This window comes from Streptomyces sp. NBC_01244, assembly GCF_035987325.1.
GTDB lineage: Bacteria > Actinomycetota > Actinomycetes > Streptomycetales > Streptomycetaceae > Streptomyces.
The window spans coordinates 5,258,345-5,283,970 of record NZ_CP108488.1 but is presented as its reverse complement, the minus strand read 5'-3'; the positions used below and the strand labels follow the sequence as shown (position 1 = coordinate 5,283,970).

The following is a 25,626-nucleotide window of genomic DNA, read 5'->3' as shown; positions in this document are numbered from 1 at the left end:
ATGAATACCGTGCAAGCAAGGGTCTGGAAGTTCCGGCTCGAAAACGGCAGCGAAGTCGTGGCAAACGTCCTTGGGCAGGGCCACTTGCCGGTCGACTTGGCCCGGCTTGTCCATGTCAACGCGATGGCATGCGACCTACGCAGGGCTCTCGACTACCGAACCAAGCAGCTCGAGGTCAGTCTCCTGCTGAGCTACCTCGACACAACAGGTGGTCAAGGTCCCCTCAAACTCGATCATCATGCCTTCGCCGCGAGCTCCCGCCACATACGTGGGTTCGTCAGCGAGTGCTCCGGCCTCGGGATGCTGACGGCCGCGGGGGAGGCGCTGTTCGCATGGCAGGACGGAAACGATTCCCTGCACAGCTTCGACGCCCTCCCCAAGCAGTTGCTCCGGCACTATAACGCCGAAGGCGTCCGTCCTGACCTTCTCTTCCACCTTCCTGCGGGACTGGTGGCCGGTGAAGCCCGGGGGCGACACCGCGGCGCACAAGAACTCCTCCCGAAGAAGCCGCTCGCACCTCAAAAGGACAGACTGCGCGAGCTCGCGGCCTGGTCGCAGAATCACAGCAGCCACGACTACTTCATGAGCTGGGTCTGGATCGGCCACGCAGGCGTGGCCGTGGACATTTTCCTTCCCGAAGTCGACCGATGGGACATAGCCCTCACTGACGTGTGGGTGGATGGAAACCTGCACGAAGACCCTGGTATCGCGGAGGACGAGTCGACACAGTGGCGCTTCCCTCTCCAGTCGCGGCCCCTTTTGAGGAGGCCTGAGATCTCGAACGACCTGCGGGAGCACGACAGCGCTCTGGACGCCGACGCCGAGGACATCGACCTCATGGCCAGCACGTTCAGTGGGCTGACTGAAGCGAGGCACATGGGAACCCCTCAGGAACAGGCGGAGGAGGTGGCGACCGGTCTGTTCAGGTCAGCCCCGGAGCCTGCGGCAGATGCGGTCCTGGCCGGCATACCTGTACGGGGAAACTGGGTTCCTGCTGATCAGCTGGGGCCTGCTCGACACGAGGTCTTCCTAGGAGTATTGGCGGAACGTGCACCCGTTCCAGTCAACTTCAGGGAACGCCTGACTCGGACAGAAGGCCGGTTCGATGCGTGCCTCGACGGGCGGTTGCTCACAGTCGTACGGCCGATCGCAACGCCAGTTCCGACATGGTCAGAACTGGCCCATGTATTGCTCAACAACGCATAAGCCAATGCCGGAGATCGCCTCGTCGACACCCTCGACGAGGCCCTCCGCGTCGCGGTCCAGGAAGCACGTCGCTTCTGCCCAGCGTGGTGAAGGCACCATGGCGTGGGCCCACACGATGCGCTCCGGCGCGATGCCGACTAGAGAGGACAGACTCTTGACCACCACCTTCCTGTCCGGAGGCACCCGGCACGAAGTCACCCGCGAGCAGATCCAGCAGGCCGCGGCCCGCCTGGTCCCCGCGCACAGCGAGACGTTCAGCAAGAACCAGGCGTGGTTCGCCCTCATCGGCGGCGGCCTGCACTACGTCACAGACCTGCTCGACGCGGCGACCGGGCACCGGCCCTCCACCGTGGAGACGGCTCGCCTCACCCTGGATAGGCTTGGCTTCCCCGTGCTGTGCCTGGCGTACGGCAGTCTCCTCGCCGACGGGCACCCCGCGCACCGCGAGTAGCACCAGGTCTACGCAGGCCCACAGAGCGTCAGATCGTGTTGCAGTACGGTCCGCCGACGAACGCACTGGACCCCAGCAGGTCGCCCCCGAACAGGTCCGCCACCGCTACCTGAGCCGAGAACTGGTCATCGGTGGATACGCGGCACCAGATGTCGGCCGTCCCCTCCCGTGGCCGACCTGGCCCGCAGGCTCCGCATCGTGGCAGGTGGCTAGAGTCCAATCCGTGAGCGAGAACGAGCATGAAGCGAAGATGGCCCACCCCCGCATGGCGGCCGGCGCCCTCTTCTTCGACGAAGCTGACCGAGTCCTCCTCGTCGAGCCGTCGTACAAGGACTACCGAGACATTCCCGGCGGATACGTCGACCGGGGCGAGTCGCCCAGACAAGCCTGTGTTCGCGAAGTCCACGAGGAGCTGGGCATCAAGCCCCACATCGGACGCCTCCTTGTTGTCGACTGGGCGCCGAACCCGGGAGAGGGAGACAAGGTCCTCTACCTCTTCGACGGCGGCCGCCTAAGCGCAGACCACCGCCAACAGATCGCCCTGCAAGCGGACGAGCTCCGCGGCTACGGCTTCCACGGCGCCGAACAGGTGCCAGACCTCACCATCCCCCGCCTCGCGCGCCGAATCACCGCTGGCATCCAGGCCCGAACGAACGGCCTGACCGCTTACCTGGAACACGGGCAGTCACCGGAAACAGGGGTCTGACCACACCGGTGCTTCGACGCCCCCGCGGGCCAACCAGTTGCCATCCGGGGCCGAGAGTAAGGTCTTGGCGGCACCCTCGCCGCCAAGATTCGCGCTTCCCGAACGTACTACCGGCCCTTACTACCCGAGGCTGACTGCGGGGTGAGGACGACACCACGCTTTACACGTCCTTGTTCCGCTACGACGACAACCTGCTGGTCACCCGCACGTACGGGGCCAGCCGGCCAGCGTCACGATCCTCTCTTCCCGCTCCGACTGGGACCGAGCCCGCGACCGCGCGGGCCTGATCTCCGACCTCCACGCTGACATGCATGCTGGCGAGATCGAGAGATCCGTCTCCCTCTACGCCGCCCCCGAGCTGATGCGAGAGGACTTCACCGACGGGGACGATGACGGCGGCCCGTGTCCCTTTCTCCTGGTTTAGGGCATCACCACCTACACCGAATCTGGCGTGATCGGTTTTCCATCACATGGCACCGGTGATCATGCCGATGCGCCTCGCGAAGCTATCAGCTACTTGATTAGATCCAGCCAGCGCCCGTTGGCTGTCTTTATGGCGGATTCCGTGGCGAAGAGGTAGCGCCACTGGCCGTATGCACCCGCGTCGTTGACCTTCTCTACCCATTCTTCGGCGGCTTTGCGCTTGGCCACCACCTTCGCGTCGTTCGCGTCATCATCGGCCTTACCCTCAATGACCCAGTGAACCCCATCGGTGTCGATGGCAATGAAGTCGGCGAAGTAGCGTCCACCTTCCCACTCGATCCACGTCGGGCTGTTGGTGTAGATGCGCAACCACCACTTGATCTGCGAAGAGGAGTCGAGCATCCGTGCCAACGCAAACTCCGTAGTGCGGGCGTCGAAGCTCGAGACGTTCTCGATGTTCTTCTGCCACTCTCCATACCAGACACCCTTTGCGAAGTCCACCCACTTACTCAGGATCGGAGAAGGCATCGGACGCGAGGGCGGAAAAACTGGTACCTCCATTACGTTGAATTCCCACGTGGGCGTGGTCGCGCGAAGTTCATATGCCTTGATTATCGTCGTCTCAATGGCACGCGTGGCGAGGGCCGTGCGTTTCACGCTCCACTGTGCACGTTCGTCGCCAGTCACCCCTGCCCCGTCGAGAAACCAGCCGATGACGTCACCTGCGGCTTGAAACTCGGGGAGTGTGGAGTTAACTACGCTAAGTCCAAGAACCCTGTCCTCAAGCTGTTTCTTCACTGTGGACCAGGACAGCGTCTCAATGTAGGCCTTTTCCTCCTCCAGGAAGCGCTCACCGACGACCACCTCGCCACCGATACCGCGTTCAGCGTCGAGCGCAACACGCTTCAAATAGACCGACTCGTCGGAGAGGTACTTGCGTCCTAGGTCTCGAGCCTGCTGCTCCGTGACCAAGCGCAGCGAGAACTTCGTGGGGATGGCTTGCCGCTCCAGGCGCGGGAAGTTGATGCGAGGAGCCCCGTTGACCGGCGATACGAACTGAACAGTGGCGGCAGCGCCCATTTCCTGCCGCTCCACCGTAGTGGCGTACTCCTGAACCATGAGGAGTACGGAGGGATCGATTACCTCGCCGCCATGGGTGTTGTCGAAGACGAAGGTCAGACCCGGCTGAGTTGCCACGGGAACAAGCGGTCTGGCAGGATCCTCGCCCGACTTCTCGACGGTCGGCGTAGTGCTCAACTCGGTAGCAGCAGTGGCGCGTTCCTCAAGTACCTGCTCAAGGAGCGCCCGCTTGCTCGCGAGCAACTGTCGGTAGGACTCGTGGGCGACGATGTCCACGGTATCAATGGCCTCAATACTGGTGCGCTCGCCGAAAGGCAGGCGCAGTCCGCGGCCGAGAACCTGCTCTGTGAGAGTGGCAGACAGTAGAGGGCGGAAGCTCACGATGACACCGATGTTCCGAACGTCCCACCCTTCCTTGAGCTTGTCCACGCTCACCACGGCACGGACAGGCGAAGTGGGGTCTTCCACTGCCTTGAGCGCTCGCAGTGCCTTATCACTCGATCCACCAGTGATGAGCAAGACCTGATCGGGTTCGGTCAGGAACTCGGAACGGAGCGTTTCAGCTACCCGCTCGGCCTTCTTGATCTCCTCGCACACCACGAAGAGGACGGGTACAACTGTCACCTTTCCAATTGACTGCGCGTAGGCCCGCCATGCAGACTCTTTCACATCCCGTAGGTGGCAGGCGTCAGCAAGCTGTGAGCGAGTGTCTTTAGTTCCGTCTTCGCGGTAAACCACGACGGGGATCTTCACGAGCCCGTCTGCGATGGCTTCCGCAAGCGTGTAGCGGAAGACCACCTTTCCCGACTTCACATCGGCCCTGTTAGGAGTCGCTGTCAGTCCGACGATTGCGCGAGCATTCAGCTCACGAATAGTAGTCCCGTACTTCTCGGCGTCACCGGAATAAACGTGGTGCTCATCGGCCAGTACCACGAGGTCGTCAAGCCCCTGTAGGTGTGCATAGAGCGCTTCGCCCATGCTCTCGTTCTCGTCGTGAATCTTCCGGCGCATGTCCTCGCTCGGCTTGAGAAGGGTCTGCACCTTGAAGATGAAGAGCTTGAGCTTGGTGGGGTCATTCATATCGTCCACGTGCTGCTTGAAGTTCTCAGCCGTGACGACCACGGGCTCCCAAGTTGTGCCCTCGATGTACTTCCGGCTACCAGGAGTGAAGTTCTGGATAGTCTTCTCGTAGATGACATCCAGCGGCACAATCATGACGACGTTGCGTACGCCCGCTTCGGCAACATACTCAAGGACTCCTGCGGCAAGGTATGTCTTGCCGACGCCGGTAGCAAGGTCGCAAATGAACTCACGCCCATCACCCTCCGCAAGGTGTTCCGTAACCTTGTGGAGCGCTCGCCGGTTGGCGTCACGGAGGTCCAGCCGAGCTGCAATAGCCTCGACCTGCTGCGGCTCGTACTCAACCCAACTCATCGGATCACCTTTGACTGCTTGAAGAGACCGTTCGGCACCTTGATTACTCGAGAGCCAACCCGCATGTCCGCGAGCAGGGCGGTGGCATTAGGGTGCACGGCTACACCGGCGAGGGTCAGCGTCTCGCCATCGTTGAGCAAGGAAACGGCGTATTTGATCTGCGTTTCATCCACCATGCCGTCCACGAATACGAGGGCATCACGGTTCTTCAATCCAACGATTCCACGCCTGCCGGACGTGAGCGTGTAACCAAGCTGTGCAGCGACCCAGGAGCCCAAGTCGTCTACTCCATCCGCAAGGAACGCTCGGTTTTGGACGATCACGGTCTTAGGCTTCTCTACCCGCAGCACGCGGAAGCCGCCGCCTCCGTGCCACAGGCGTTCCTTTGAGGGCTTTGTCTTCATCTGCTTGATGAGCGAAGCCAGGGCGTCAGCGTCGGCCTCCAATGCTTCCGCCGCCACAAGTTTTTCGAACACCTTGCGCGCCTCGTCGAGCGCAGCCACTGTCACATCATCCGGAAGAGGAATATCGGCAACACGGCCCTTGGGCTTCGTGATACCGCCGGCGTCGGAACCGTCCACCACCTTCGCCAAACGTGGTGCCGTAAAGTTCTCCACCGTGGCATTCACGGACTCCACCGTGATCCATCGCCGTCCAAGCTTGTGCGCGGCGGCAGCGGTAGTGCCTGATCCCGCAAAGCAGTCGACCACAATGTCACCCGGCCGTGTGGTCACTTCGATGATCTTGCGCAGCAACCTCTCCGGCTTCGGCGTGGAGAAGGGGTTCACACCCGGGAATAGCGCCTTGATCTCTGCCTTGGCCTCCCGATTGTGGCCCACCTCTGAGTTGAACCACATGGTTCGAGCATTAGAGCCCTTGTCCGGCTGGATTCTCTTACGCCCGATTGTCCCCTTCGGTCGGATGACGTACTCCGGCCACGTGCCGGCAGCCTTCCGCTTCTCGGTCAGCTCGCGCGCTTCCTCAAGGGGGACATCCAGTAGCAGTGCCGGAATGCCCTTTCGTAGCTCCTCAACGGATACGCCGCATACTTCGGCGCGCCTCTCATCATCGTCGAGGACCACCTGCTTGTAGGGTGCATACTCCGACAGGGCGGCAAGAACTGTCTCTTGCTTCGTGCCCCAGCATCGTCCATTGGCCGGGTACATCAGCTCGCCAGTGATAGGCGACTGGATTGCGTACACCCACGTCTGGTTACGGTGCGCAGAGGGTGCTGTGGGGTTGTCGTCATACCATGGGCGGGGATCGCCATCTACGGACTTGTAGATCGAATTCAGAGACTCATCGCGTGCAGACCTGATGAGTTGCGCCTCCGACGACTTGCCATAAACGAGCAACGTGTCATGGTCTGGCGAGAAGTTCGGAAGGTCATTTCGTGGCCCGTCAGCCTTCTGCCAAACGACCGTTCCCAAGTGGTTGTCGATGCCGAATTCTTCATCCAGAACCACTCGCGCGCGGTGCACTTCGGCATCGTCAAGATGTACCCAGATCACGCCGTCATCGCTCATCAGTCCACTCAACTGTTTGATGCGATCACGGAACATGGTGAGCCAGACCGAATGGTCGAAGTTATCGTCATAAAACTCGCCAAAAGTCTGCTCGGTGTTGAACGGCGGGTCGATGTAGACCAGCTTGACTTTTCCCTTATACTCCCGCGCGTATTCAGGAATGGAGTTTAGGGAATGGAGGGCCTGATACGAGTCTCCGACGATGAGTAGGTTGTCAGCAGTCGTGCCGGCCACCTCGCCCATGCGGTTGGTCTCGCTCAGGAGCCGGACTTCCGTCACGCGGGGGTCGTCTCTCTCGACCCACTCATAGCCACCCGTTGGCAACGGCAGCAGGGCCTTGTCTTGATTGAACCAAGTCAACGCCAACCGCTTGCTCGACACCCGCATCGTCTCCGTTAACCACCGCGCTGGCGGATCCAGCGACGGGTCAACACTAGCCGCCTGCCCCGACAGCTCGCGGCAGGATGCCCGATACGTTGGGAGCACTCGAAGCTCCACGGGGGTCGTAGTGCTGCCCTGAGTGATGCGGGCAGATTGCGGGACCAACAAGGACAAAGGCATCGCCTCAGCGCCGGCCGGTTGGAAGCCCCGCCATGGGACCCACATTCGCGCCAGCTGCCCGAGCCTGGATGAAAGCTGGGGGCCGCGGCCTGCGTGAGCGGACGGGGTGGCCTGACGCGGATTGGGCGGCGCGCAGGTCGAAGACTTTAGGTGTCTGACCTGGGGAAACAGGATTTAATATCCCGACTCGGCACGTGCCGGGATGAGCTTGTGGGTTCTCGTAATGCGTAGCTCTCGGATTCGAGTTACGAAGTCGGATCGAATCGGGGCCGCTACAGCGCGGCGCAAGGCTCGGGCCTCTTGGCGTCAGGCGTCCTCTCGTTCGTCATGCTGAGCCAGCTGGACTCGTAGCTGCTCGGCCTCGGCCTCGGCCCTGCGGAGCTGACGCTCCAAGGCAACACGGGATGGCTGCGCCTCGCATTCCGGCTGCGGTTTCGAGTCGCGAGGAACGAGCCAGCCAACACCCTGGTATGCAACGATCCTTCGCGCGTGTGGGCAGGTGTGGCACAGCCGCTCGGGGCGCGGCCTCGGCCAGCCGGCCGCCAGCGTGCGGCGCGTGTGCTCGCGTTCGCGTTCTGGTGGTTGAAGCGTTGGGTCTGACGCCCACAGCCGCTCGTATTCCTCGGTCATCGCCCTCACCCTGGTGGTGTCAGCCAGGCGAGGCCCGTCATCAGGCTTCCAGTCGAGGGTTGGTGCTCGGACCTCTTCAACGTGTCCGCAGTCCAGCGTGACCCTCCAGAACGCCGACGTGTGCGGATCGTCATGGCGGATCACGGCCCAAACTTCGGCTTCGGCCCACTCCGGGGCCTCCACAGGGTCCGCAGGGAAGGCGATCTCTCGACGGTCTCGCCATCCGACGGTCGTCCGATAGGGAGCGTCACCAGAGCCGTCGTGCCAGCAATACAGCTGTCCCACAGGCAAGGGTTCGCCGTCGCCCCCACGCCATCGCCTCTCGCTTGGCGGGGTCTGGTCGCCCGGCGTCATGCGCTCGATGATGCAAGCGCAATCAAGCTGAACTCGCCATCGGTAGTACCGGTCCGGGTCCGGTGCGAGAAACGGCCACAGCACCGGAGGGACTCCCTTCCGGCGATCGGCATTGAACTTCTCGTACTCGCGCAGGACGTCCGTCCGCCGCTTCGTCCGGCCGGGAAGTCGGCGCGCTACAGCGGGTGGGCACTCACCTGAGGCGGGGGCGGTCACGTTCAGGTCCTTTCGCCGAGCAAAACGCTGCGACCGACGCTAGGAACCTTGAGATCGGACTGCGGTGGATATGACGCTCGCTTCCCCTGAACGAAGGAAGGCGTACTTGCCGGCTCGTTGGCTGCGCCCCCGTCATCCAGGCGGATCACGAGGGATCACGGGCGTGACGACGACGTCGGTGGCTGGGAGCCAGCTGGGAGCCGATCGGCTTCCCGAGACCCGTCGACACAACGCCGTACCTGCCGACACTGCTAGCGTGACCTGCGTAAATGCCCTTGTCCGAGGTGGCAGGACCGGCCGTACCTCATTCGGGACGAAGAGGTCGTGGGTTCAAATCCCGCCACCCCGACTTCGTAAGACCAGGTCAAGGGCTTGATCCGCATCGCGGGTCAGGCCCTTCCTGCGTCTCTGGAGACTTTTCTCCGCGCACCCGCCCGTCGGTTCGGGTGTTCTCGCCGAACCTGAGGTCCGTGCCCGTGTCTTCCTCCCCTGCTCCCCTGTCCGCGCGGCCCGCGTGGGTGTCGCCCAAGCTGTTGCGGACCGAGGTGCTGGGTGGTCTGGTCGTCGCGCTGGCGCTGATACCCGAGGCGATCTCCTTCTCGGTCATCGCCGGGGTGGATCCGGCGATCGGGCTGTTCTCCTCGTTCACGATGGCCGTGGTGATCTCGGTCGTCGGCGGGCGGCCGGCGATGATCTCCGCCGCGACCGGGGCCGTCGCGCTCGTGATCGCGCCGCTCAATCGTGAGCACGGGCTCGGGTACCTGATCGCGGCGGTGATCCTTGGCGGGGTCTTCCAGATCGTGCTCGGGGCGCTCGGGGTGGCGAAGCTGATCCGGTTCGTGCCGCGGTCGGTGATGGTCGGCTTCGTCAACTCCCTCGCCATCCTCGTCTTCATGGCCCAGGTCCCCGAGCTGCGGAACGTGCCGTGGGCCGTCTACCCGCTGCTCGCCGGCGGGCTGGCGCTGATGGTGTTCTTCCCGAAGGTCACGAAGGTGGTGCCGGCGCCGCTCGTGGCCATCGTCATCCTCACCGGCATCACGGTCGCCGCGGGGATCGCCGTACCGACCGTCGGGGACAAGGGGGCGCTGCCGTCCTCGCTGCCCGTTCCCGGTCTGCCGGACGTGCCGTTCACCTTGGACACGCTGACGCTCGTCGCCCCGTACGCGCTGGCCATGGCGGTGGTCGGGCTCATGGAGTCGCTGATGACGGCGAAGCTCGTCGACGAGATCACCGACACCCGGTCGAGCAAGACCCGCGAGTCCGTGGGTCAGGGCGTCGCGAACATCGTCACCGGGTTCTTCGGCGGCATGGGCGGCTGCGCCATGATCGGCCAGACGATGATCAACGTGAAGGTGTCGGGGGCCCGGACGCGGCTGTCGACCTTCCTCGCCGGCGTGTTCCTCATGGTGCTGTGCACCGTCTTCGGGCCGGCGGTCTCCGAGATTCCGATGGCGGCGCTCGTCGCCGTCATGGTGATGGTCTGCTTCGCGACCTTCGACTGGCACTCCATCGCCCCGAAGACGCTGAAGCGCATGCCGGCCGGCGAGATCACCGTCATGGTGCTGACCGTGGCCTGCGTGGTCGCCACCCACAACCTCGCCGTCGGCGTCGTCGCCGGGTCGGTCACCGCGATGGTCGTCTTCGCCAAGCGGGTCGCGCACCTCGTGAACGTCACCACCGTCACCGACCCCGACGGGGGCATGGTGGTGTACTCGGTGACCGGCGCGCTGTTCTTCGCCTCGTCCAACGATCTGGTCGGGCTGTTCGACTATGCGGGCGACCCCGGCACGGTCGTCATCGACCTCTCCGGCGCGCACATCTGGGACGCGTCCTCAGTCGCGGCGCTCGACGCCATCGAGGAGAGGTACCGCCGGCGCGGCAAGAGCGTGGAGATCACGGGGCTGAACGAGGACAGCGCCCGTATGCACGGAACCCTCACCGGCGAGCTTCGCGCGGGTTCCTGACGGGGCCGGGGCGGTCAGCTCGCGGGGTGCCGCGTCCACGGGTCCGGGCCCGGGTCGCCGCCTTCGGCGCGCAGTGCGAGGCGGTCGACGTAGTGCTGCCAGCCCTCCGCGTGCGCCTCGCACGCCTCCGAGGTGGGCAGGCCGCTGTGGATCAGGTGGAGCAGGGTGCCCCGGGCCGTGGCTTCGAGGGTGATCTCCACCGTGGTGGAGCCCGCCCCGACGGGCGTACCGTCCTCCTCCCAGCCCCAGGTGAAGACGAGCCGCTCGGGCGGGCGGACCGTCAGGAAGCGGCCGGACGCCACGTTCTCCCCGGTGACGCGGGTGCGGTACGAGCCTCCGGGCTCGAACGCGAACGTACCGTCGGTGCCCATCCAGGACAGCCACTTCTCCCGGTCGGTGAGGAAGGCGAAGAGGGTTTCGGGGCGGGCCGCGATGCGGCGCTCCAGTGTGACGGTGTCCATCGGGGTCTCGGGAGTCGCGGGGGTCTCGGGGGTCTCGGGGGTCGCGGGGGTCGCGGGGGTCGCGGGGGTCTCGGGGGGCGTCATGCGGGCCATCTTGTCGCCGCGCGGTCGCGGGTCACGCGCTCGTGAGGGCCGCCGCGCCGAAGGAGACGTCGAAGCGGTCGCACCAGATGGTGATGCTGCCGTAGTCGGACGGGTTCACATCGGCCGGGATCGCGTAGTTCTGGTCGCCCTTGTTGCCCTTGAGCTTGCCCAGGCTGACGTACTTGCCGTCGTCGAACACCCGCCAGCCCGCCGTGCCCTCCTTCACCGGGGCGTCCGTCAGCCAGACCCGCAGGTCGGGGCCGTTGCTGGTGTCGAGGTTCTCCAGGCGCAGGGTGTGGGAGCCGTCCGGGAGCCGGATGAGCTTCGCGGTGCCCGTGGTGGTGTGCTCGTGGCTGATCAGCGTGCCCTGGGCGAGGGTCCGCGGGGCGGCGGGCGAGCGGGTCGGCGCCGGTGCGGCAGCGGAGGGGGCCGCCGCCGGGAGGGACTCGTGGACCGTGGCGTCCTGCCAGAGCTTCCACGGCTGGAACCAGTACAGGCCGAAGCCCAGCAGGAGGGCCGCCGGGAGGGCGAGGAAGGCCAGGAGCCGGCGTCCGCCCCGCTTCCTCTTCGCCGAGGTCCGCGGCGCGCTCCGCGACTCGTTCGGCGTCGGGTGCTGCGGCTGGTTCGGCGTCGGGTGCTGCGTCACTGGGCGTGCCCTTCCTCGCGGTCGGCCCGTCCGGCCGTCATGGGCATTCAACGCGCGGGCGCGGGCTGCGACCAGGCCCGGCCGGATGACGAAAGGCTTACGTCATCCGGCCGGGTGGGGCCGTGCCCGTCAAGTCGGGCCCGTCAGGTCGGGTCCGCGGGCCGGCCGGTCAGTCGGCTCAGAGGGTGCGCAGTTTCGTCGTGAAGACCTGGTTCGCGATCTTGTCGCCCAGGGCGGGGCCGTCCGTGGCGTCCCACGGGTAGGGGACGCCGAGCCGGATGCGGCTGTCGGCGTCCTCCTTGCCGGCCGCGCTGAAGCTGGTGAAGTGGCGGGTCTTGACCGGGGACCGCGGTTCCTCGGTGGTGAGATCGAAGGAGATGTCGTCGCTGCCGAAGTAGCGCTTCATGACCCCGGCCCAGGCGCCGCCGAAGGAGGCGTGGCCGGAGACGTACACGAGAAAGCAGGGGCTGATGTTGACGCCCGTCGGGCTCTTCAGCAGCGGCTTCCGCTGGGGGGCGAGGCCGCCCTCGCGGACCGCCGAGACGGGCGCCACAGGTCGATGGGCCTCGTACGAGCCGTACCGGGTCAGGGTGGTGGGGCGGAACTGCGAGCCGGAGGCCAGCGAGAACGGCTTGACCCGGCCGTAGAACGGGCTGATCGCGTCGCTGTCCTCGTCGCGGGAGGCGTCGGGCAGGTCCGGGTGGCTCGTCGGCCGCCGGGCGCCCGGCTTGTTGTCCCCCACGTAGACCGGGGGGTTGTCGGAGCCGAATCGCTCGCGGAAGCGTGCGTCGAGGTACTGCGTCTGGTCCGCGTAGCGGCTCTGCTTGGTGCCGTGGAGACCGAGGAGGATGCTGTAGGCCGTACGGCCGATGACGCGCTCCTCCTCGTCCGGGCCCTCGGCCCGGCCCACGTAGTTCTCCGCCTTGATGGACGGCTCCGAGGTGATCTTGCCCTGCCACTTCAGCCGGTACGAGGACTCCGCGTCGTAGATCGCCGCGTGCATCATCGCGGCGGAGCGGGCCATCGGGACGGGCCCGCCGCCGACCCTGCGGGCGGCGCCGCGCAGGGCGGCACTGCGGACGGCAGCGCGGACGGCAGCGCGGCGAGGGGTGCGGCGAGGAGTGCGGACGGTCTCGGACATGGCGGTCGACTCCCTTTGGTCGCGAGCCTGTTGATCACCACGGGAGGTGGCGGCGTGATCATGGCCCGGGGCGGACCGGGACGCTTGTAGAAATCGGAACGCCGCCGCGGAATGGCCGGTCCCGCCCGGCCGGACGGCGCGAACCCAGCACCGAACCCACCACCGAACCCACCACCGGTCCGGCCCCCGCGCCCGGCCGCCGGCGACAGATCACGGATCGCCGGAACTGCGGGCCCCCGCCGGCCGACCAACTCCACGCAGAGACGGGCCGGTGACAGCGGAGGGGCGTGGGATGGGCGGGCTGGACGTGCGGATGGAGGGGGTGGGCTGCCGGCACGGGCGGGTCGAAGCCGTGACCGGCGTCGACCTGGAGATCGCCGCCGGCGAGCGCGTCGCGCTGACCGGCACCAACGGATCGGGCAAGACCACCCTGCTGCGCGCCGTACTCGGACTGCACCCGCAGGTCAGCGGGAAGATCCTGGTCGGCGGCCGGACGGGTGACCCGGCCTGGCGGCGGCGGGCGTGCGCGTGGATCCCGCAGAAGCCCGCCGCCGGACGCTTCCCGCTCCTGGGCGGCGAACTCCTCGCCAGCAGCGGGGACCCCCGCGCGGCCGCCGAGGCCGCCGACCGGCTGGGGGTGGGGCCGCTGACCGGGCGGCCGCTGCACACCCTGTCCGGCGGGCAGTTGCAGCGGATGTACCTGGCCCGGGCGATCGGTTGCGTGGCCGCGGGGGCCGGCGTCCTGCTCGCCGACGAGCCGACCGCCGCCCTGGACTTCGCGGGCCAGGACGAGGCCGCCGACGTCCTGGCCGCGCTGCCCGTGACGCTCGTCGTCGTCACGCACGACCGGGCGCTCGCGGAACGCTGCGACCGGGTCCTGGAAATGGCCGCCGGCCGGCTGCGGGAGGTCCGGTGAGCGCCACCCTCGCGGCCGCCGACCTCGGCACCCTGCTGCAACTGGCCCCCGTACAGCGGGCGGGCTTCGCCCTGCTGCTGGCCGCCGTCGGGCTGCCCGTGATCGGTGTGGTCATCGTCGGGCTGGACATCATGCCGGTGCGCTTCGCGATGATGCACGTCGCGCTGCTGGGCATCGCCGTCGGGCTGCTCACCGGGCTGGACCCCATGCTGTGCGCGCTGGTGGCCTGCGCCCTGGCCGGAGCCGGGGTCGCCCCGCTGGCCCGGACGCCGGACGGGCTGTCCGGGGCGATGGGGCTGCTGATGAGCCTGGCGATCGCCGCCGCGCTGCTGCTCCTCGCGGTCTCCGGGGTCAACGCCTCGGGTGCGTTCGCGCTGCTGTGGGGCTCGATCCTGTCCGTCGGCGGCGCCGATCTCGTGGTGCTCGGCGTGCTGGCCGTCCTCGTGCCCGGCCTGTTCTGGTGGCGGCGGCGCGAGGTGGCACTGCTGCTGTACGACCGCGAGCTGGCGCAGTGTTCGGGCGTGCCGGTGCGGGCGCTGACCACCGTCCTGCTGGTGCTCGTCGCGGTCGCGGTCGCCGGGGCCATCAAGCTCACCGGCGCCCTGCTGGTCGACGCACTGACCCTGTTGCCCGCCCTGGCCGCGCGCCGGCTGGGCACCTCACTGAAATCGATCACCGGGTGGGCGGTGGCCATCGGCGTCTTCGTGAACCTGACCGGCTTCCTCATCGCCCTCCGGCTGGACTGGCCCCCCGGGCCCGTCCTCGTCCTGACCGCGGGGGCGCTCGTCCTCGCGGTACACCTCGTACCCGAACGGAGAATCCGCTCATGGCGCCGCGAACCCGCGTCCGCAGCACTTCCCTCCTCGCACTGAGTACGGCACTGGGCCTGGCACTGGCCCTGGTGACCGGCTGCGGCGACAGCGACCCCGACCCCGCCGTCAGTGGGCGTGGCGGTGACACCGCCAAGGGCGGCAAGCCGGTCGTCGTCGTGACGACCACCTGGGAGGGCGCCTTCGCCAAGGCCGCGGGCGCTCAGGACGTCAAGGTGATCGTGCCTCAGTCCGTGCACCACGCGCCGGACTACGACCCCAAGCCCTCCGACCTCGCCGCCGTCGCCGGGGCCGACTTCGTGCTGTACGCGCCGTTCGAGCCGTACGCCGCGAAGATCAAGGAGGCCGCCGGGTCGAAGGCCGAGCTGGTGGAGGTGAACCTCGACAACGACGCCGACAAGGTCAAGGCCGAAGTCACCCGGCTGGGCGTGCTGTTCGGCACGCAGGCCGCCGCCGCGAAGTGGACGGCGGACTTCGACGCCGAGTACGGGCGGGTCGCGAAGGACGTGCAGGCCGCCTGGCCCGGCGGGAAGAGCCCGGCGGTCGTCAGCCAGGTGTTCACCGCCTGGTCAGCGAAGCTGGCGGGCGCCACCACGGTGGGCACCTACGGTCCCGAGGCGGTGACCCCGGCGCAGCTGGCCGAACTGTCGGCGAAGAAGCCGGCGCTGGTACTGGACAACGCGCACATGTCGACCGGTACGGTCCTGCCCGACTCCGGCGCACGACAGGTACAGATCGTCAACTACCCGGGGACCGACCTGGACTTGCTGCCCGTCTACCGCAATGCGGGGGCCCAGCTGAAGAAGGCGATGGCCAAAACGGCCTAGGGACGGGGCAAGGGCGGTGCGGGGGCGGGGCGGTCCACTCGGGGCCGCCCCGCCCTCGTCTGCGCGCCCGCCCCCGCTTACGCGCCCACCCCGGCGGGCGCCTCGACGGCGAGAGCGGCGGTCCCGGCGATCCCGGCGGTCGCCGCGGTCGCCGCGGCTCCGCGGGCCCGTGCGCGCAGCGCCGCGCGGTCGGGTTTGCCTGCCGGGGTGAGCGGGAGCTCCGCCAGCAGCAGCAGGTGCTCGGGGTGCTTGCGGCGCTCCAGGCCGCGGAGGGTGAGGTGTCCGGCCAGGGAGTCGAGGGTGGGGAGCCGCGTGCCGCGGGGGACGACGCAGGCGGCGAGGCGCTCGCCCATCACCTCGTCGGGGATCCCGACACAGACGACGTCACGGACGAGGGGATCGCAGGAGAGCTCCCGTTCCACCTCGGCGGGGCTGATGTTGGCGCCGCCGCGGATGACGATGTCCTTGAGGCGGCCGACGACGTGCAGGACCCCGTCCTCGTCGATGAAGCCGAGGTCGCCGGTACGGACCCAGCCCTCGGGCGTGCGGTACCGGGCGTCCAGGTCGGGGGAGGCGACGTAGCACATGGGGGTCATGGGGCCGCACGCGATGATCTCCCCGATCGCGCCGTCGGGGAGCCGCTCGTGCGTTTCGGTGTCGGTGATGCGGATCTCGGCGACGCGGGGGTCGGGGCGGCCCGCGGCGATGCCCGTCCCCTCGGATTCCGGGACGGCCGCGCCCAGTCCGGTGTGGCAGTTGACCCCGTCGGCCGAACCGTAGAGGTTGACGACCGGGCAGCCGAAGGCGCGGCTCGCGCTCTCGGCCGTGGTCTCGTCGAGCGGGGAGCCACCGAGGATGAGGGCGGTGGGGGCGGGAAGCGGGACGGCGTCGCCCCCGGCCTCCTCCGCCTCCAGGCGGTCGAGCATCATGCGGATCATCGTGGGAACCCCGAGGATGTGGGTGGGCCGGTGCTCGCGCACCGCCGCGAGGGCCGCCTCGGGCGTGAAGTGGTCGAGGACGATCAGGGTTCCGCCGTGCCGGGCGAGGGTGACCGCGGTGCCGCTGGAGCCGAAGGCGGACGCGAGCGGTACGAGGAACAGGCAGCGCGGCGGCGTCCCGTCGGGCATGAGCGACGCGAGGAAGTTGCCGCGGCCGCCGGCGAGGGCGTTGTGGGAGTACGCGATCATCTTCGGCTCCGCCTCCGAGCCGGAGGACACCAGGATGCGGGCGGCGCTGTCGGGGTGGGGCCGGGCGGGTACGAAGGCGGCCGGATCCGAGCGCAGCAAATCCGCGAGCCGAATCGTTCCTTCAGGCTGTGACGGGCTGGAGCCCGTGCCCGCCGGTCCTCCGACCGCGATGACATGGCGCAGCGCGGGCAGTTCGGAGGCCAGGTCCCGCAGTTCGGCGGCGTGCCGCAGGCCCCGGTGCTCCACGGCGGCGATCACCGCCACGGCCTCGGCCCGGCGCAGCAGGCAGCGGGCCTCCTGGCCGCCCCTGCCCACGGGGAAGGGCAGGGCCACCGCTCCGAGGGCGGCCAGGGCCAGGTCCGCGATGACCGCGTTGCGGCCGTTGGGGAGCTGGACGCCGACCACCTCGCCGGGTCGTACGCCGAGCTCCGCGAGGCCGGTGGCCAGACATCGGACCTTGCGGTCGAGCGCGGTGTAGCAGAGCTTGCCCTTGGCGTCGATGACCGCGGTGTGGTGCAGGTCGGCGATCTGGCGGGCCCGGAAGAGGCTGTAGAGGTCGAGGTCGGGGCAGGTTCCGTCGACCGCCCACGAGCGGCGCAGGCCCACGGGCAGCAGATCGTGCAGTGCGACGGTCATACGAAGCTCCAGGGGTCGGGAACGGCGGGGGCACCGTGCGCGTCGCGGCTGATCGAGCCGGCGAAGCGCGGGTCGTGGTGCAGGTCGGCAAGGTCGGTGGTGACCGCGGTCGCGGCGAGGCCGCGGGCCCGCAGCGCTCGTAGGGCGTCCTCGGTGGACAGCTCCGCGAACCCCTGCGGACCACCGAGTACGGCCGCCGCGCGGGCATCCGCGTCGGGCGGGGCGATCCAGCCGTCCGCGGTGCGCAGGGGCGTACGGAAACCCGCGGGCCTGCGGCCGCGTTCCCCGCGCCGGACCCGGCGCAGGGCCGGGGCGGTGAGCAGGTCGGCGGCGCCGAGCAGCGAGGAGTCCACGCGGACCCCGCATCCGGTGCGCTCGCGCAGCAGCAGCCCCGCGAGGACGGCCTCGGTGCCGAGCAGCCCGCCCAGCACGTCGAGCAGGGTCATCAGGGAGGGCGCGGGCACCTCGCCCTCGGGGCGGGCGGCCTCGCCGACGCCGGTGCGGGCCTGGACCATGAAGTCCGTGCCCATCGGGGGGTCGGCGATCCGGCCCGTGCCCCAGCCGCCGGTGTACGCGTACACGAGCCCGGGGTTCGCCCGCGCGAGGTCGTCGGAGTCCAGGCCCAGCTCTGCGGCCTTCCCCGGGGCCCAGTTGTGCAGGAACACGTCGGCTCCGGCCGCCAGCCCGGCCAGCCGCAGCCGGTCGCCGGGCGACTTGATGTCGATCTCCACGGCACGCTTGCCCCGGTTCAGGGCCAGCCAGCGGGCCGAGATGCCCGAGCAGGCGGGCGGCATGCCGCGCAGCGGGTCACCGCCCGGCGGCTCGATCCGGATCACCTCGGCGCCGAGCAGCCCCAGCAGATGGGCGGCGAGCGGCGCCTGGACGCGGCGGCCCGCCTCCAGGACGGTCATGCCGGCAAGGGGGCCGGGGGCGGAGGGCGGCGCTTTCGGGCGGGCACGTCCGCCGGGGCCGTACGGGGCCAGGGTCCAGGGGGCGGCTCCGTCCTGTTCGGCGGCCCGCTCGGCCAGGCTCCGCAGTCGGCAGACCTCGGCCCCCGAGGCGGCAGCGGCGTCGCGGATGCGCTGCCAGCCGTGGGCCCGGGTGGTGGCGTGCAGCGCCTCGGGGAAGGGGGCGCACGCGGTGGCGTACCGGAACTGGAAGGGCCGCCAGCCTGCCCGTACCGCGTCCGAGGGGGCCTCCAGGGCCCGCCAGAACCCGGCCCAGGCACCCGGATCCAGGGTCTCCAGCTCGAAGAGCGTGCCGTCGGCCGCGGTGAAGGGCGGCCCGCCGGGCGCCAGTTCGGCGGCTTCGCCCTCGTCGGCGCCGCTCGCGGCGAGGTACTGGGACACGACCAGCAGCCCGGCCCGGTCCACGTACGTGTGCGGCTGCGCGGCGGCGCCCTCGCACCCCCTGGCCCGGGCCAGCAGGGCGGCGAGCAGTCCCTGCGTGGTGAGGACGGCCGTCGCGGCGGTGGCGTAGTCGACGGCGAGCCCCCGCGGCAGGCCGTCGCGGCGGCCGTGGACCGCCATGATGCCGGTCGCGGCTTGGGCGGTGGCCTCGTCGGTGACGGCGGGGGTGGCCGATGCGGGAGGCGTGAGCGGCGTGGCCGATGCGGAAGGCGTGAGCGGCGTGGCCGGCGTGGCCGGCGTGGCCGGCGTGGCCGGCGTGGGCGATCGCCAGGCGATGGTGGCGGTCGCCCGGGCGGGGAAGCCGGTCCCGGGGGTCTGGCCCGTGGCGTCCCCGAAGGCGGCATCCGCCAAGGTGACGCGGGCCGTGCCGGTGTCGCCCCCCTCGGCCGGCCCGGGATCCGCGGGGACGGCCCCCAGCGCCCTCAGGTGCTCGGCGACCGGGCCGGTGAGCGCGGGCGGTCCCGAGGTGGTGAAGCGCAGCCCGTCGAGCGGCCGAGCGGTCTGGGTGACGGCGGGTGACGCCATGCCTCTCCTCTTCTCCGGGCCCGGCGATCGGCCGGCGCCGCAGGTGATCCCGTACGCGGGAACCAAGGGGCGGGCCCGCCCGACCAGTTCCACGGGAAGGCAGTCGGACTGCCGTTCCCACGGGTTCCCGGCGGGCTGGAGGAAAGTGGTGGAGAACCGAGTGACGGAAAGCGGAGGGAGCACCCCGAACGACCCGCGCGAACACGCGGGCGCCGACGCGGAGTTGAGGATGCGGGTGGCCGAGTTCGTACGGGAGCGGGTGATGCCCCGCGAGCCCGTGCTGGACGCCGGCGGCCCCGCCGCGGCGGCGGCCCTGCGGGAGCTCCGGGCCGGGGCGAAGGAGGCGGGCCTGTGGGCGCTGCCGCTCCCCGCGGAACTCGGCGGCCAGGGACTGGATCTGGCGCGCTACGCACGGCTCGCCGAGGCCGAGGGGGCGAGCGACCACGGACCGGCCGCGCTCGGGTCGGCTCCGCTGCTGGACGCGACGATGCTGTGGCGGCACGGCGGCGAACGGGTGCGCGCGCTGTACCCGGGCCGGCTGACGTCCGGCGAACTGCGCGCCTGTTACGCCATGACCGACCCGGACACCCCGGGCACCGACCCGTTCCTCACCTCCACGCGCGCGGTGGAACAGCCGGACGGGAGCTGGACCGTGAGCGGCCGCAAGTGGTTCACCTCGCACGCCGCCGAGGCGGATCTGGTCACCGTCCTGGCCCGCACCGACGGGCAGCCGGGAGACCGTACGGGGCTGTCGCTGTTCGTCGTCCCCACCTCGACGCCGGGCTTCCGGGTCGTACGGGAGCTGCCGGTGCTGGGCGCGGCCGGCCAGTGGGAGATCGAGTTCGACCGGGTGCGCGTGGAGGCCGACCACCTCCTCGGCGAACGCGGCCGAGCCCTGGCCATCGCCGGGGAACGGCTCCAGCTGGGCCGCACCCTGCGCTGTCTGCGCTGGCTCGGCCAGGCCCAGCGCGCCTTCGACCTCATGTGCGAGCGCGTGAACTCCCGTACCGGGTCGCGCGGTCCGCTCGGAGGCCACCAGCTGGTGCAGAGCCACGTCTTCGAGTCGCTCCTGGCCCTGCGCAGCACCCGGCCGCTCGTCCACGAAGCCGTGGCCCGGATCAGCGCCGGGCTGGACGCGCACGTGGAGGTGGGCCTGGCGAAGGTGGCCGCGGCCCGCATGCTCCAGCAGGTGACCGACGCGGCCATCCAGATCCACGGCGCGGCCGGCCTCGGCCCCGACACCCCCCTGCCCGCCCTCTACCGCTCGGGCCGCGCGGCCCGAATCCTGGACGGCCCCGACGAACTGCACATCACGGGGGTGGCCCGGAGGGTGTTGGGAGGGTACGGAGGTGTCCTCCCGACAGGACCGGCAGGACCGACAGGACCGGCAGGACCGGCACCTCGGCCGGAGCGGACGCACGGGTCCGGCTGATTCCCGTGAGGCCCGGGGCGGTCAAACGGTGCGGAGGTCGGCCAGCCCGGCGAGTCCGGCCAGTCCCAGCGCCAGGAAGAAGTCGCCCCACACCAGTTCGTGGCGGACGGCGAGCCCCTTGCCGGCGTCGTAGCAGCCGTTCAGCAGGCGGCCCCGGGAGAGGTGGTGCCCGACCAGGTGCTCCAGGATCTCCGCCGCGCGGTGGGCGTACCGCGCGGACCGAGGGCCGGGAAGCAGGGACAGTTTCAGGAGCGCGACGGCCGTGATGGCCGCGGCGGAGGTGTCCGCCGGGCCGTCCGGGCGCGCCGCGTCGGCGGGCGGTACGAGGGGTGTCCCCGGGCCCGTCCATGCGGCGGCAAGGCGTTCCGCCCGTGCCCGCGGGTGCCCCGGCAGCCACGCGGCGACGGCAGGGCGGTGCAGTACGTCGGCCAGCGCGAGCAGCAGCCACGCCGGTCCCCGGCTCCAGCCCGGCGCCGGCTCCGCGCAGGCCAGCCAGCCCCTCTGCGCCTCGTAGGACCAGGCCGGTACGAGGTCGAGGGCGCGGCAGGCCTCCGTCCCGGCGTCGGGGAGGCACAGGGTCAGGTGGCGCTGGAGGTGCGAGGCCGCGGCCGCCGGGCTGACGGCGGCGAGCAGGGGGATCGTGCCCGGCAGGCCGTCCACCCGGGCCAGCAGCCGGGGGCCGCCGAACGCCGATCCCCAGGGCAGCAGCCCGAGTTCCTCGTCCATCGCGGCCAGACAGGCGGCGGCCGCCCGCGCCCGCAGCTCCTGCGCCCCGGCGTTCCCGGCGGCCAGGGCCGTCCCGTACCAGAGGATCAGCCCGCGCGTGGAAGTGTCGGCGTCCACCCAGCCGGCCAGCCGCGCCGTGCACGCGGAAGCAGCGGCCAGGTCGCCTCCGGCGCCCGTGTGGCGGGCCCGCAGCCACAGCAGTCCGGCCCAGAAGCCGCCGGCCCAGGAACCCCGGCCGGTCGTCGCCCACTGCCCCGTGTCCGGATCCGCGTACAGCGGGAACCGTCCCTCGCCTACATCGGCCGCCGTGACGGCCACCTGCTCGAGGACCTCGGCCAACGCCCGTCCCGCCCACTGGCCCACCACCGGCACACCACCGACTCGCCCGTCCGTCAGAAGTCCTTCACTCCCGGGACGCCCACCGGAACCCTTCATCGTCCCCGCTCCCCCACGGCCCAGGCCACCCCGACCACACAAGCCGCACCGAACTCGGCCGCCACCAGCAGCCAGCCCGTCCCGTAGTGGCCGGCGTTCGCGAGGGGTCCGAAGAGGAGGGGGCCGACGGCGAAGCCGGTGAAGAAGCCGGCGGCCACCAGGGCGGAGTCCCGGCCGGCCCGGCCGGGGGCGGAGCGTTGCATCACCAGGACCATCGAGACGGCGTTGGCCGCCACCGCGAAGACCCCGACCGCCACCGCGGCCACCCACACCAGCGGACCCGCGCCCGGCGCCGCGACCAGCAGGGCGGCCGCACCCACCGCGCCGGCCGCGAGGCCTCCCGGCAGCCACTCGGCGCGCCCCGGCCGGGCCGCCTTCGACCAGCCGACCCGACCGGCGATGCCCGCGACCCCGAGCACCGCGACCAGCGCGCCCGCCGCGGTGGGGCCCATGCCGAGCCGTTGCGCGCCGAAGAGGGCCACGTACGTGTTGACCGAGGCGATCCCGCAGCCCAGGAACAGGGAGAACACCGCCAGCCAGGCGATGGCACCCCGCGGGACGAGCGAGGCACGGGGCCCGGCCGGGGCGGCCCGCGGGTCGGCGGGCAGGGCGCGCAGCGCCCACAGCGCCGCCGCCGCGGCGGTGGCGGCGGCCGTCCACACCGCCCCGCGCCAGCCGATGCCGCCGGCCAGTGCGGTGAGCGGCAGCCCGGCGGCGAAGGCACCCAGCTGGACGCCCGACTGCTTCATGCCGGTCACCGGCCCCCGGCGGCCGGGAGGCACGGCGGCGAGGATCGCCTTGTTGGTCGCCGGATTGGCCAGGGCCTGGGGCAGTCCGCCCAGCGCGACGGCGGCGAGCAGGAAGCCGGGGCCGGGCGCGGCGCCGATCAGCGCGAGCGCCGCCGCGGACACCGACAGGAGGAGTACGAGGGAACGGCGCGGCCCGATCCGGTCCACCAGCCTGCCGCCGAGGGGAGACAGCACGGCGGCCGTACCGAACCCGATCGTGGTGGTCCAGCCGAGCACGGAGGGCGAAACCCCCCACTCCCCCACCAGACGCGGACCGAGCGCGCCGAGGAGGAAGAGCTGGAGCATCGAGAAGGCCATGGCTCCGGTGAGCAGAGCCGTGAGCCCGCCCGCCCCGTTGCCCGCCCCTTCGCCCGCCCCTCTGCCCACGCCTGCGCCCACGCCTGCGCCCGCGCCCGCGTCGGCGCCCGCTCCGCCGCCGGTCAGGCCCTCGGCCGTGCCCGGCGTCCCGGGCGTCCCGGGCGTCTTCACCGGTCGGCTCCTGTCCGCCACCGCTCGCCCACCCCGTTCCCGCTGTTCGCCCTCGGTCTGCGGCCATCACGTCCGGGACAGCAGTCGGATCAGTGAACGCCCGGGTTCCCAGAGCTTGTTGTGGCGTGCGCCACAGCACAAACAGGACTCGATTTCCGGATGAGAAAACCTGATGCCCTCTGTCGCCCCCCGCCCGGCCGGTGCAACGATGACCCCGCCATGACACCGGGTCGATGTTGCCGAGCCGTACGGGCCGCGATGTTCGCGGCCACCTGCGTGCTGCTCTCGTCCCTCGGGCACATCCTCATGTCGGAAACCTCCGTCCCCTGGTGGGGGATGGCCGCGGCCTTCGCCGCGACCTCGGCGACCGGCTGGGTCCTCGCCGGGCGGGAGCGCGGCCTCGCGGCCGTCGTCTCCGCGACCGTCGGCGTCCAGGCCGCCCTGCACGGCGGGTTCTCGCTCGCCCAGGCCGCGGCGGCGACGCGGCCGCAGGAACCGGGAACCTCCTTAGCCTCCCTGACCTCCCTGACCTCACTTCCGTCCCTGGCCTCCCTGACCTCACTGGGCCGCCGCTGGATCCAGTACCTCCTCTGCGCCCCCTCCGTGCTCCGCCCGCAGGCGACCGGGCCGCCGGGCACCGGCAGCACCACCCGGCAGGCCGTGCAGGACCTGCACGGCATGACCGGGACGCACGGGATGCACACGACGCACGCCCTGCACGCAATGGTCGACGAGTCCGCCTCGATGGCGGCGGCCGCCCTGCCGATGCCGACCGCGCACGCCATGGGCTCCGTGTCACCGGCGGGCATGCTCGCGGGCCACCTCCTGGCAGCCCTGGCCTGCGGTCTCTGGCTCGCGTACGGGGAACGCGGCGCCTTCCGCGTCCTGCGCGCCGTCGCCACCCGGTTCCTCGTACCGCTGCACCTTCTCTTCCGGCTCCCCGCGCCCGCGCACCGGCCCCGCGTCCGCCTTCCCCGCACCCACCGGGTCCGGACGCCCCGCAGGCTGCTGCTCGCCGACGCCCTCACCTCACGGGGTCCACCTCACGGGATCGCTGTCGTCTGACAGCCGGCTCCCCGACGCGCCACGGGCACCCAGCACCCGTACCCGTACCGCGCCTCGGGCATCGGTCTTGCCGTCCGGCAGGCCGTACACCCCGTTCACCGGCCTCGCGATGCCCGCGCTCAGGGCTCCCGGCGCGCCGGGCAGTGCGGTCCTCGCGGTCGCTCGGGCGCTTCGGCCACCCCTGCCACCGCAGGCACGGCACGGCGCTGCACCCGCGCCCGCGCTTCCCTCACCGCCCGCGCTGCCCACGCCGCCCTCAGCTCCCTCGGCGCGGCATCGAATCCGGCCGGATTCCCAGAAGGACACCAGGCGATGACCACTGCCCTGCTCACCCGCCCGACCGCCACCGCCGCCATCAGCAGCGCCCCCATCACCACGGCCACCGGCGCCCCCACCCGCCGCACCGCCGGCCCCGACGAGGCCGTCACCCTCCTCGCGCTGGCCGCCCGCGAAGGCGATCCCGTCGCGGTGGACCGGTTCGTGCGCGCCCTGCACCGCGACGTGCTCCGCTACGTCGGCTACCTCAGTGCCGACCCGCAGTCCGCCGAGGACCTGACCCAGGAGACCTTCCTGCGCGCCCTCGGCAGCCTGCACCGCTTCGAGGGCCGCTCCTCCGCGCGCACCTGGCTGCTCTCCATCGCGCGGCGCACCGTGGTCGACAGCCTGCGCCACAAGGCGGCCCGCCCCAAGATCGCCGACAGAGACGACTGGCAGACCGCGGCCGAGCAGAGCCAGCCCCGCGGCGTACCCGGCTTCGAGGACGGCGTCGCGCTCGCGGAACTGCTGGCGGCGATCCCGGCCGAACGCCGCGAGGTCTTCGTCCTCACCCAGCTCATGGGTCTCCCGTACGCGGAGGCGGCGCTCATGCTCGGCTGCCCGATAGGGACCGTACGTTCCCGCGTGGCCCGGGCCCGCTCGTCGCTGATCGGTCTGCTGGAGGACGCGGACCCCACCGCGGCCTGACCCGGAACGCCCGAACGGGGGCCTGGCCGCGATCTCGCGGTCAGGCCCCCGTTCGGCGGGCAGGAAGAAGAGCTCTCAGGCGGCCCTCAGGCCAGGAGCTTCTCCTTGGCCTTGTCGAACTCGTCCTGGGTCAGGTGCCCCTTCTCCTTGAGGGAGGACAGCTTCGCGAGTTCCTCCGCCGGGCTGCTGCGGGGACCCGCGGCCTTCTGGACGTAGTCCTGGAAGGCCTTCTCGTTGTCCTGCGCCTGCTTCACGTCGCGCCGGCTCATGCTCTTGCCGCGGACGATCAGGTAGACGAGGACGCCGATGTAGGGCAGCAGGAGCACCAGGATCAGCCAGCCGGCCTTGCCCCAGCCGTGCAGCTCGTGGTCCCTGAAGATGTCAGTGATCACCTTGAACAGCAGGAAGAACCACATGACCCACAGGAAGAGCCACAGCATGGTCCAGAACAGGTTGAGCAGTGGATAGTCGTCCACGCGCCACTCCGATCACATAAGGGACAGATCAATTCATAC

At 70.1% G+C, this 25,626-nt stretch carries 21 protein-coding genes; 10 read left to right on the top strand and 11 right to left on the bottom strand.

What is annotated here, in order from left to right; genetic code table 11:
- A complete protein-coding gene (locus OG247_RS23850; protein ID WP_327254167.1) occupies positions 1 to 1,206 on the top strand; it encodes a hypothetical protein in 1,206 nt (401 codons plus the stop codon).
- Here the strand turns inward: OG247_RS23850 and OG247_RS23845 are convergent.
- Positions 1,171 to 1,368, bottom strand: coding sequence for a hypothetical protein (locus OG247_RS23845; RefSeq protein WP_327254166.1), 198 nt, complete (start codon positions 1,366 to 1,368; stop codon positions 1,171 to 1,173). The two genes, OG247_RS23850 and OG247_RS23845, sit on opposite strands and share 36 nt — an antisense overlap.
- On the opposite strand from OG247_RS23845, the gene OG247_RS23840 reads away from it, so the two are divergent.
- Complete coding sequence (locus OG247_RS23840; RefSeq protein ID WP_327254165.1) at positions 1,361 to 1,657, top strand: hypothetical protein; 297 nt, start codon at positions 1,361 to 1,363, stop codon at positions 1,655 to 1,657. The two genes, OG247_RS23845 and OG247_RS23840, sit on opposite strands and share 8 nt — an antisense overlap.
- Positions 1,658 to 1,880: 223 nt before the next feature.
- Positions 1,881 to 2,363: an NUDIX hydrolase gene (locus tag OG247_RS23835; RefSeq protein WP_327254164.1), complete on the top strand. Its 483-nt coding sequence runs from the start codon at positions 1,881 to 1,883 to the stop codon at positions 2,361 to 2,363.
- Positions 2,364 to 2,876: 513 nt separating this feature from the next.
- On the opposite strand, the gene OG247_RS23830 is transcribed toward OG247_RS23835, so the two are convergent.
- Positions 2,877 to 5,300, bottom strand: a complete 2,424-nt coding sequence (locus OG247_RS23830; protein ID WP_327254163.1) for a DEAD/DEAH box helicase — start codon at positions 5,298 to 5,300, stop codon at positions 2,877 to 2,879.
- On the bottom strand, positions 5,297 to 7,207 hold the full coding sequence (locus OG247_RS23825) for a site-specific DNA-methyltransferase (protein WP_327254162.1): 1,911 nt from the start codon (positions 7,205 to 7,207) through the stop codon (positions 5,297 to 5,299). Before OG247_RS23825 ends, OG247_RS23830 begins: the two co-directional genes overlap by 4 nt.
- Positions 7,208 to 9,063: 1,856 nt before the next feature.
- On the opposite strand from OG247_RS23825, the gene OG247_RS23820 reads away from it, so the two are divergent.
- Positions 9,064 to 10,551, top strand: a complete 1,488-nt coding sequence (locus OG247_RS23820; RefSeq protein WP_327254161.1) for a SulP family inorganic anion transporter — start codon at positions 9,064 to 9,066, stop codon at positions 10,549 to 10,551.
- Between the two features lie 14 nt (positions 10,552 to 10,565).
- On the opposite strand, the gene OG247_RS23815 is transcribed toward OG247_RS23820, so the two are convergent.
- The 3 genes from OG247_RS23815 to OG247_RS23805 form a co-directional block, all read right to left on the bottom strand.
- The gene (locus OG247_RS23815) at positions 10,566 to 11,096 is read right to left on the bottom strand and encodes an SRPBCC family protein (protein ID WP_327254160.1); all 531 of its coding nucleotides are present in this window, start codon (positions 11,094 to 11,096) and stop codon (positions 10,566 to 10,568) included.
- Between the two features lie 31 nt (positions 11,097 to 11,127).
- The gene (locus tag OG247_RS23810) at positions 11,128 to 11,637 is read right to left on the bottom strand and encodes a DM13 domain-containing protein (RefSeq protein ID WP_327257592.1); all 510 of its coding nucleotides are present in this window, start codon (positions 11,635 to 11,637) and stop codon (positions 11,128 to 11,130) included.
- Positions 11,638 to 11,920: 283 nt separating this feature from the next.
- Entirely contained in the window at positions 11,921 to 12,883 is a 963-nt protein-coding gene (locus OG247_RS23805; RefSeq protein WP_327254159.1) for a hypothetical protein, read from the bottom strand.
- A gap of 292 nt (positions 12,884 to 13,175) precedes the next feature.
- Here OG247_RS23805 and OG247_RS23800 point away from each other — a divergent pair, with 292 nt between their 5' ends.
- Genes OG247_RS23800 through OG247_RS23790 form a run of 3 tightly spaced genes read left to right on the top strand, consistent with a single transcriptional unit; the run spans position 13,176 to position 15,456 of the window.
- The gene (locus OG247_RS23800) at positions 13,176 to 13,799 is read left to right on the top strand and encodes a metal ABC transporter ATP-binding protein (RefSeq protein WP_327254158.1); all 624 of its coding nucleotides are present in this window, start codon (positions 13,176 to 13,178) and stop codon (positions 13,797 to 13,799) included.
- The gene (locus OG247_RS23795; RefSeq protein WP_327254157.1) at positions 13,796 to 14,671 is read left to right on the top strand and encodes a metal ABC transporter permease; all 876 of its coding nucleotides are present in this window, start codon (positions 13,796 to 13,798) and stop codon (positions 14,669 to 14,671) included. Before OG247_RS23800 ends, OG247_RS23795 begins: the two co-directional genes overlap by 4 nt.
- Complete coding sequence (locus OG247_RS23790; protein ID WP_327254156.1) at positions 14,626 to 15,456, top strand: ABC transporter substrate-binding protein; 831 nt, start codon at positions 14,626 to 14,628, stop codon at positions 15,454 to 15,456. The genes OG247_RS23795 and OG247_RS23790 overlap by 46 nt, the downstream gene beginning before the upstream one ends.
- Positions 15,457 to 15,533: 77 nt before the next feature.
- On the opposite strand, the gene OG247_RS23785 is transcribed toward OG247_RS23790, so the two are convergent.
- Entirely contained in the window at positions 15,534 to 17,279 is a 1,746-nt protein-coding gene (locus OG247_RS23785) for a class I adenylate-forming enzyme family protein (RefSeq protein WP_327254155.1), read from the bottom strand.
- On the bottom strand, positions 17,276 to 19,213 hold the full coding sequence (locus tag OG247_RS23780; protein ID WP_327254154.1) for a CoA transferase: 1,938 nt from the start codon (positions 19,211 to 19,213) through the stop codon (positions 17,276 to 17,278). Before OG247_RS23780 ends, OG247_RS23785 begins: the two co-directional genes overlap by 4 nt.
- A 160-nt stretch (positions 19,214 to 19,373) precedes the next feature.
- On the opposite strand from OG247_RS23780, the gene OG247_RS23775 reads away from it, so the two are divergent.
- Positions 19,374 to 20,645, top strand: a complete 1,272-nt coding sequence (locus tag OG247_RS23775; RefSeq protein WP_442813380.1) for an acyl-CoA dehydrogenase family protein — start codon at positions 19,374 to 19,376, stop codon at positions 20,643 to 20,645.
- A 21-nt stretch (positions 20,646 to 20,666) separates the two neighbouring features.
- Here OG247_RS23775 and OG247_RS23770 read toward each other — a convergent pair whose 3' ends face one another.
- The gene (locus OG247_RS23770) at positions 20,667 to 21,710 is read right to left on the bottom strand and encodes a sugar ABC transporter permease (protein WP_327254153.1); all 1,044 of its coding nucleotides are present in this window, start codon (positions 21,708 to 21,710) and stop codon (positions 20,667 to 20,669) included.
- 92 nt (positions 21,711 to 21,802) lie between these two features.
- The gene (locus OG247_RS23765; RefSeq protein ID WP_442813651.1) at positions 21,803 to 22,912 is read right to left on the bottom strand and encodes an MFS transporter; all 1,110 of its coding nucleotides are present in this window, start codon (positions 22,910 to 22,912) and stop codon (positions 21,803 to 21,805) included.
- A gap of 390 nt (positions 22,913 to 23,302) precedes the next feature.
- On the opposite strand from OG247_RS23765, the gene OG247_RS23760 reads away from it, so the two are divergent.
- Both OG247_RS23760 and OG247_RS23755 read left to right on the top strand, forming a co-directional pair.
- On the top strand, positions 23,303 to 24,148 hold the full coding sequence (locus OG247_RS23760) for a hypothetical protein (protein ID WP_327254152.1): 846 nt from the start codon (positions 23,303 to 23,305) through the stop codon (positions 24,146 to 24,148).
- A 312-nt stretch (positions 24,149 to 24,460) separates the two neighbouring features.
- Positions 24,461 to 25,111 (top strand): sigma-70 family RNA polymerase sigma factor, encoded by a 651-nt coding sequence (locus tag OG247_RS23755; RefSeq protein ID WP_327254151.1) that lies wholly within the window; start codon positions 24,461 to 24,463, stop codon positions 25,109 to 25,111.
- 86 nt (positions 25,112 to 25,197) lie between these two features.
- On the opposite strand, the gene OG247_RS23750 is transcribed toward OG247_RS23755, so the two are convergent.
- Positions 25,198 to 25,587 carry an SHOCT domain-containing protein gene (locus OG247_RS23750; protein ID WP_327254150.1) on the bottom strand — a complete coding sequence of 130 codons (390 nt, stop codon included), beginning with the start codon at positions 25,585 to 25,587 and terminating at the stop codon, positions 25,198 to 25,200.
- Positions 25,588 to 25,626 lie beyond the last annotated feature (39 nt).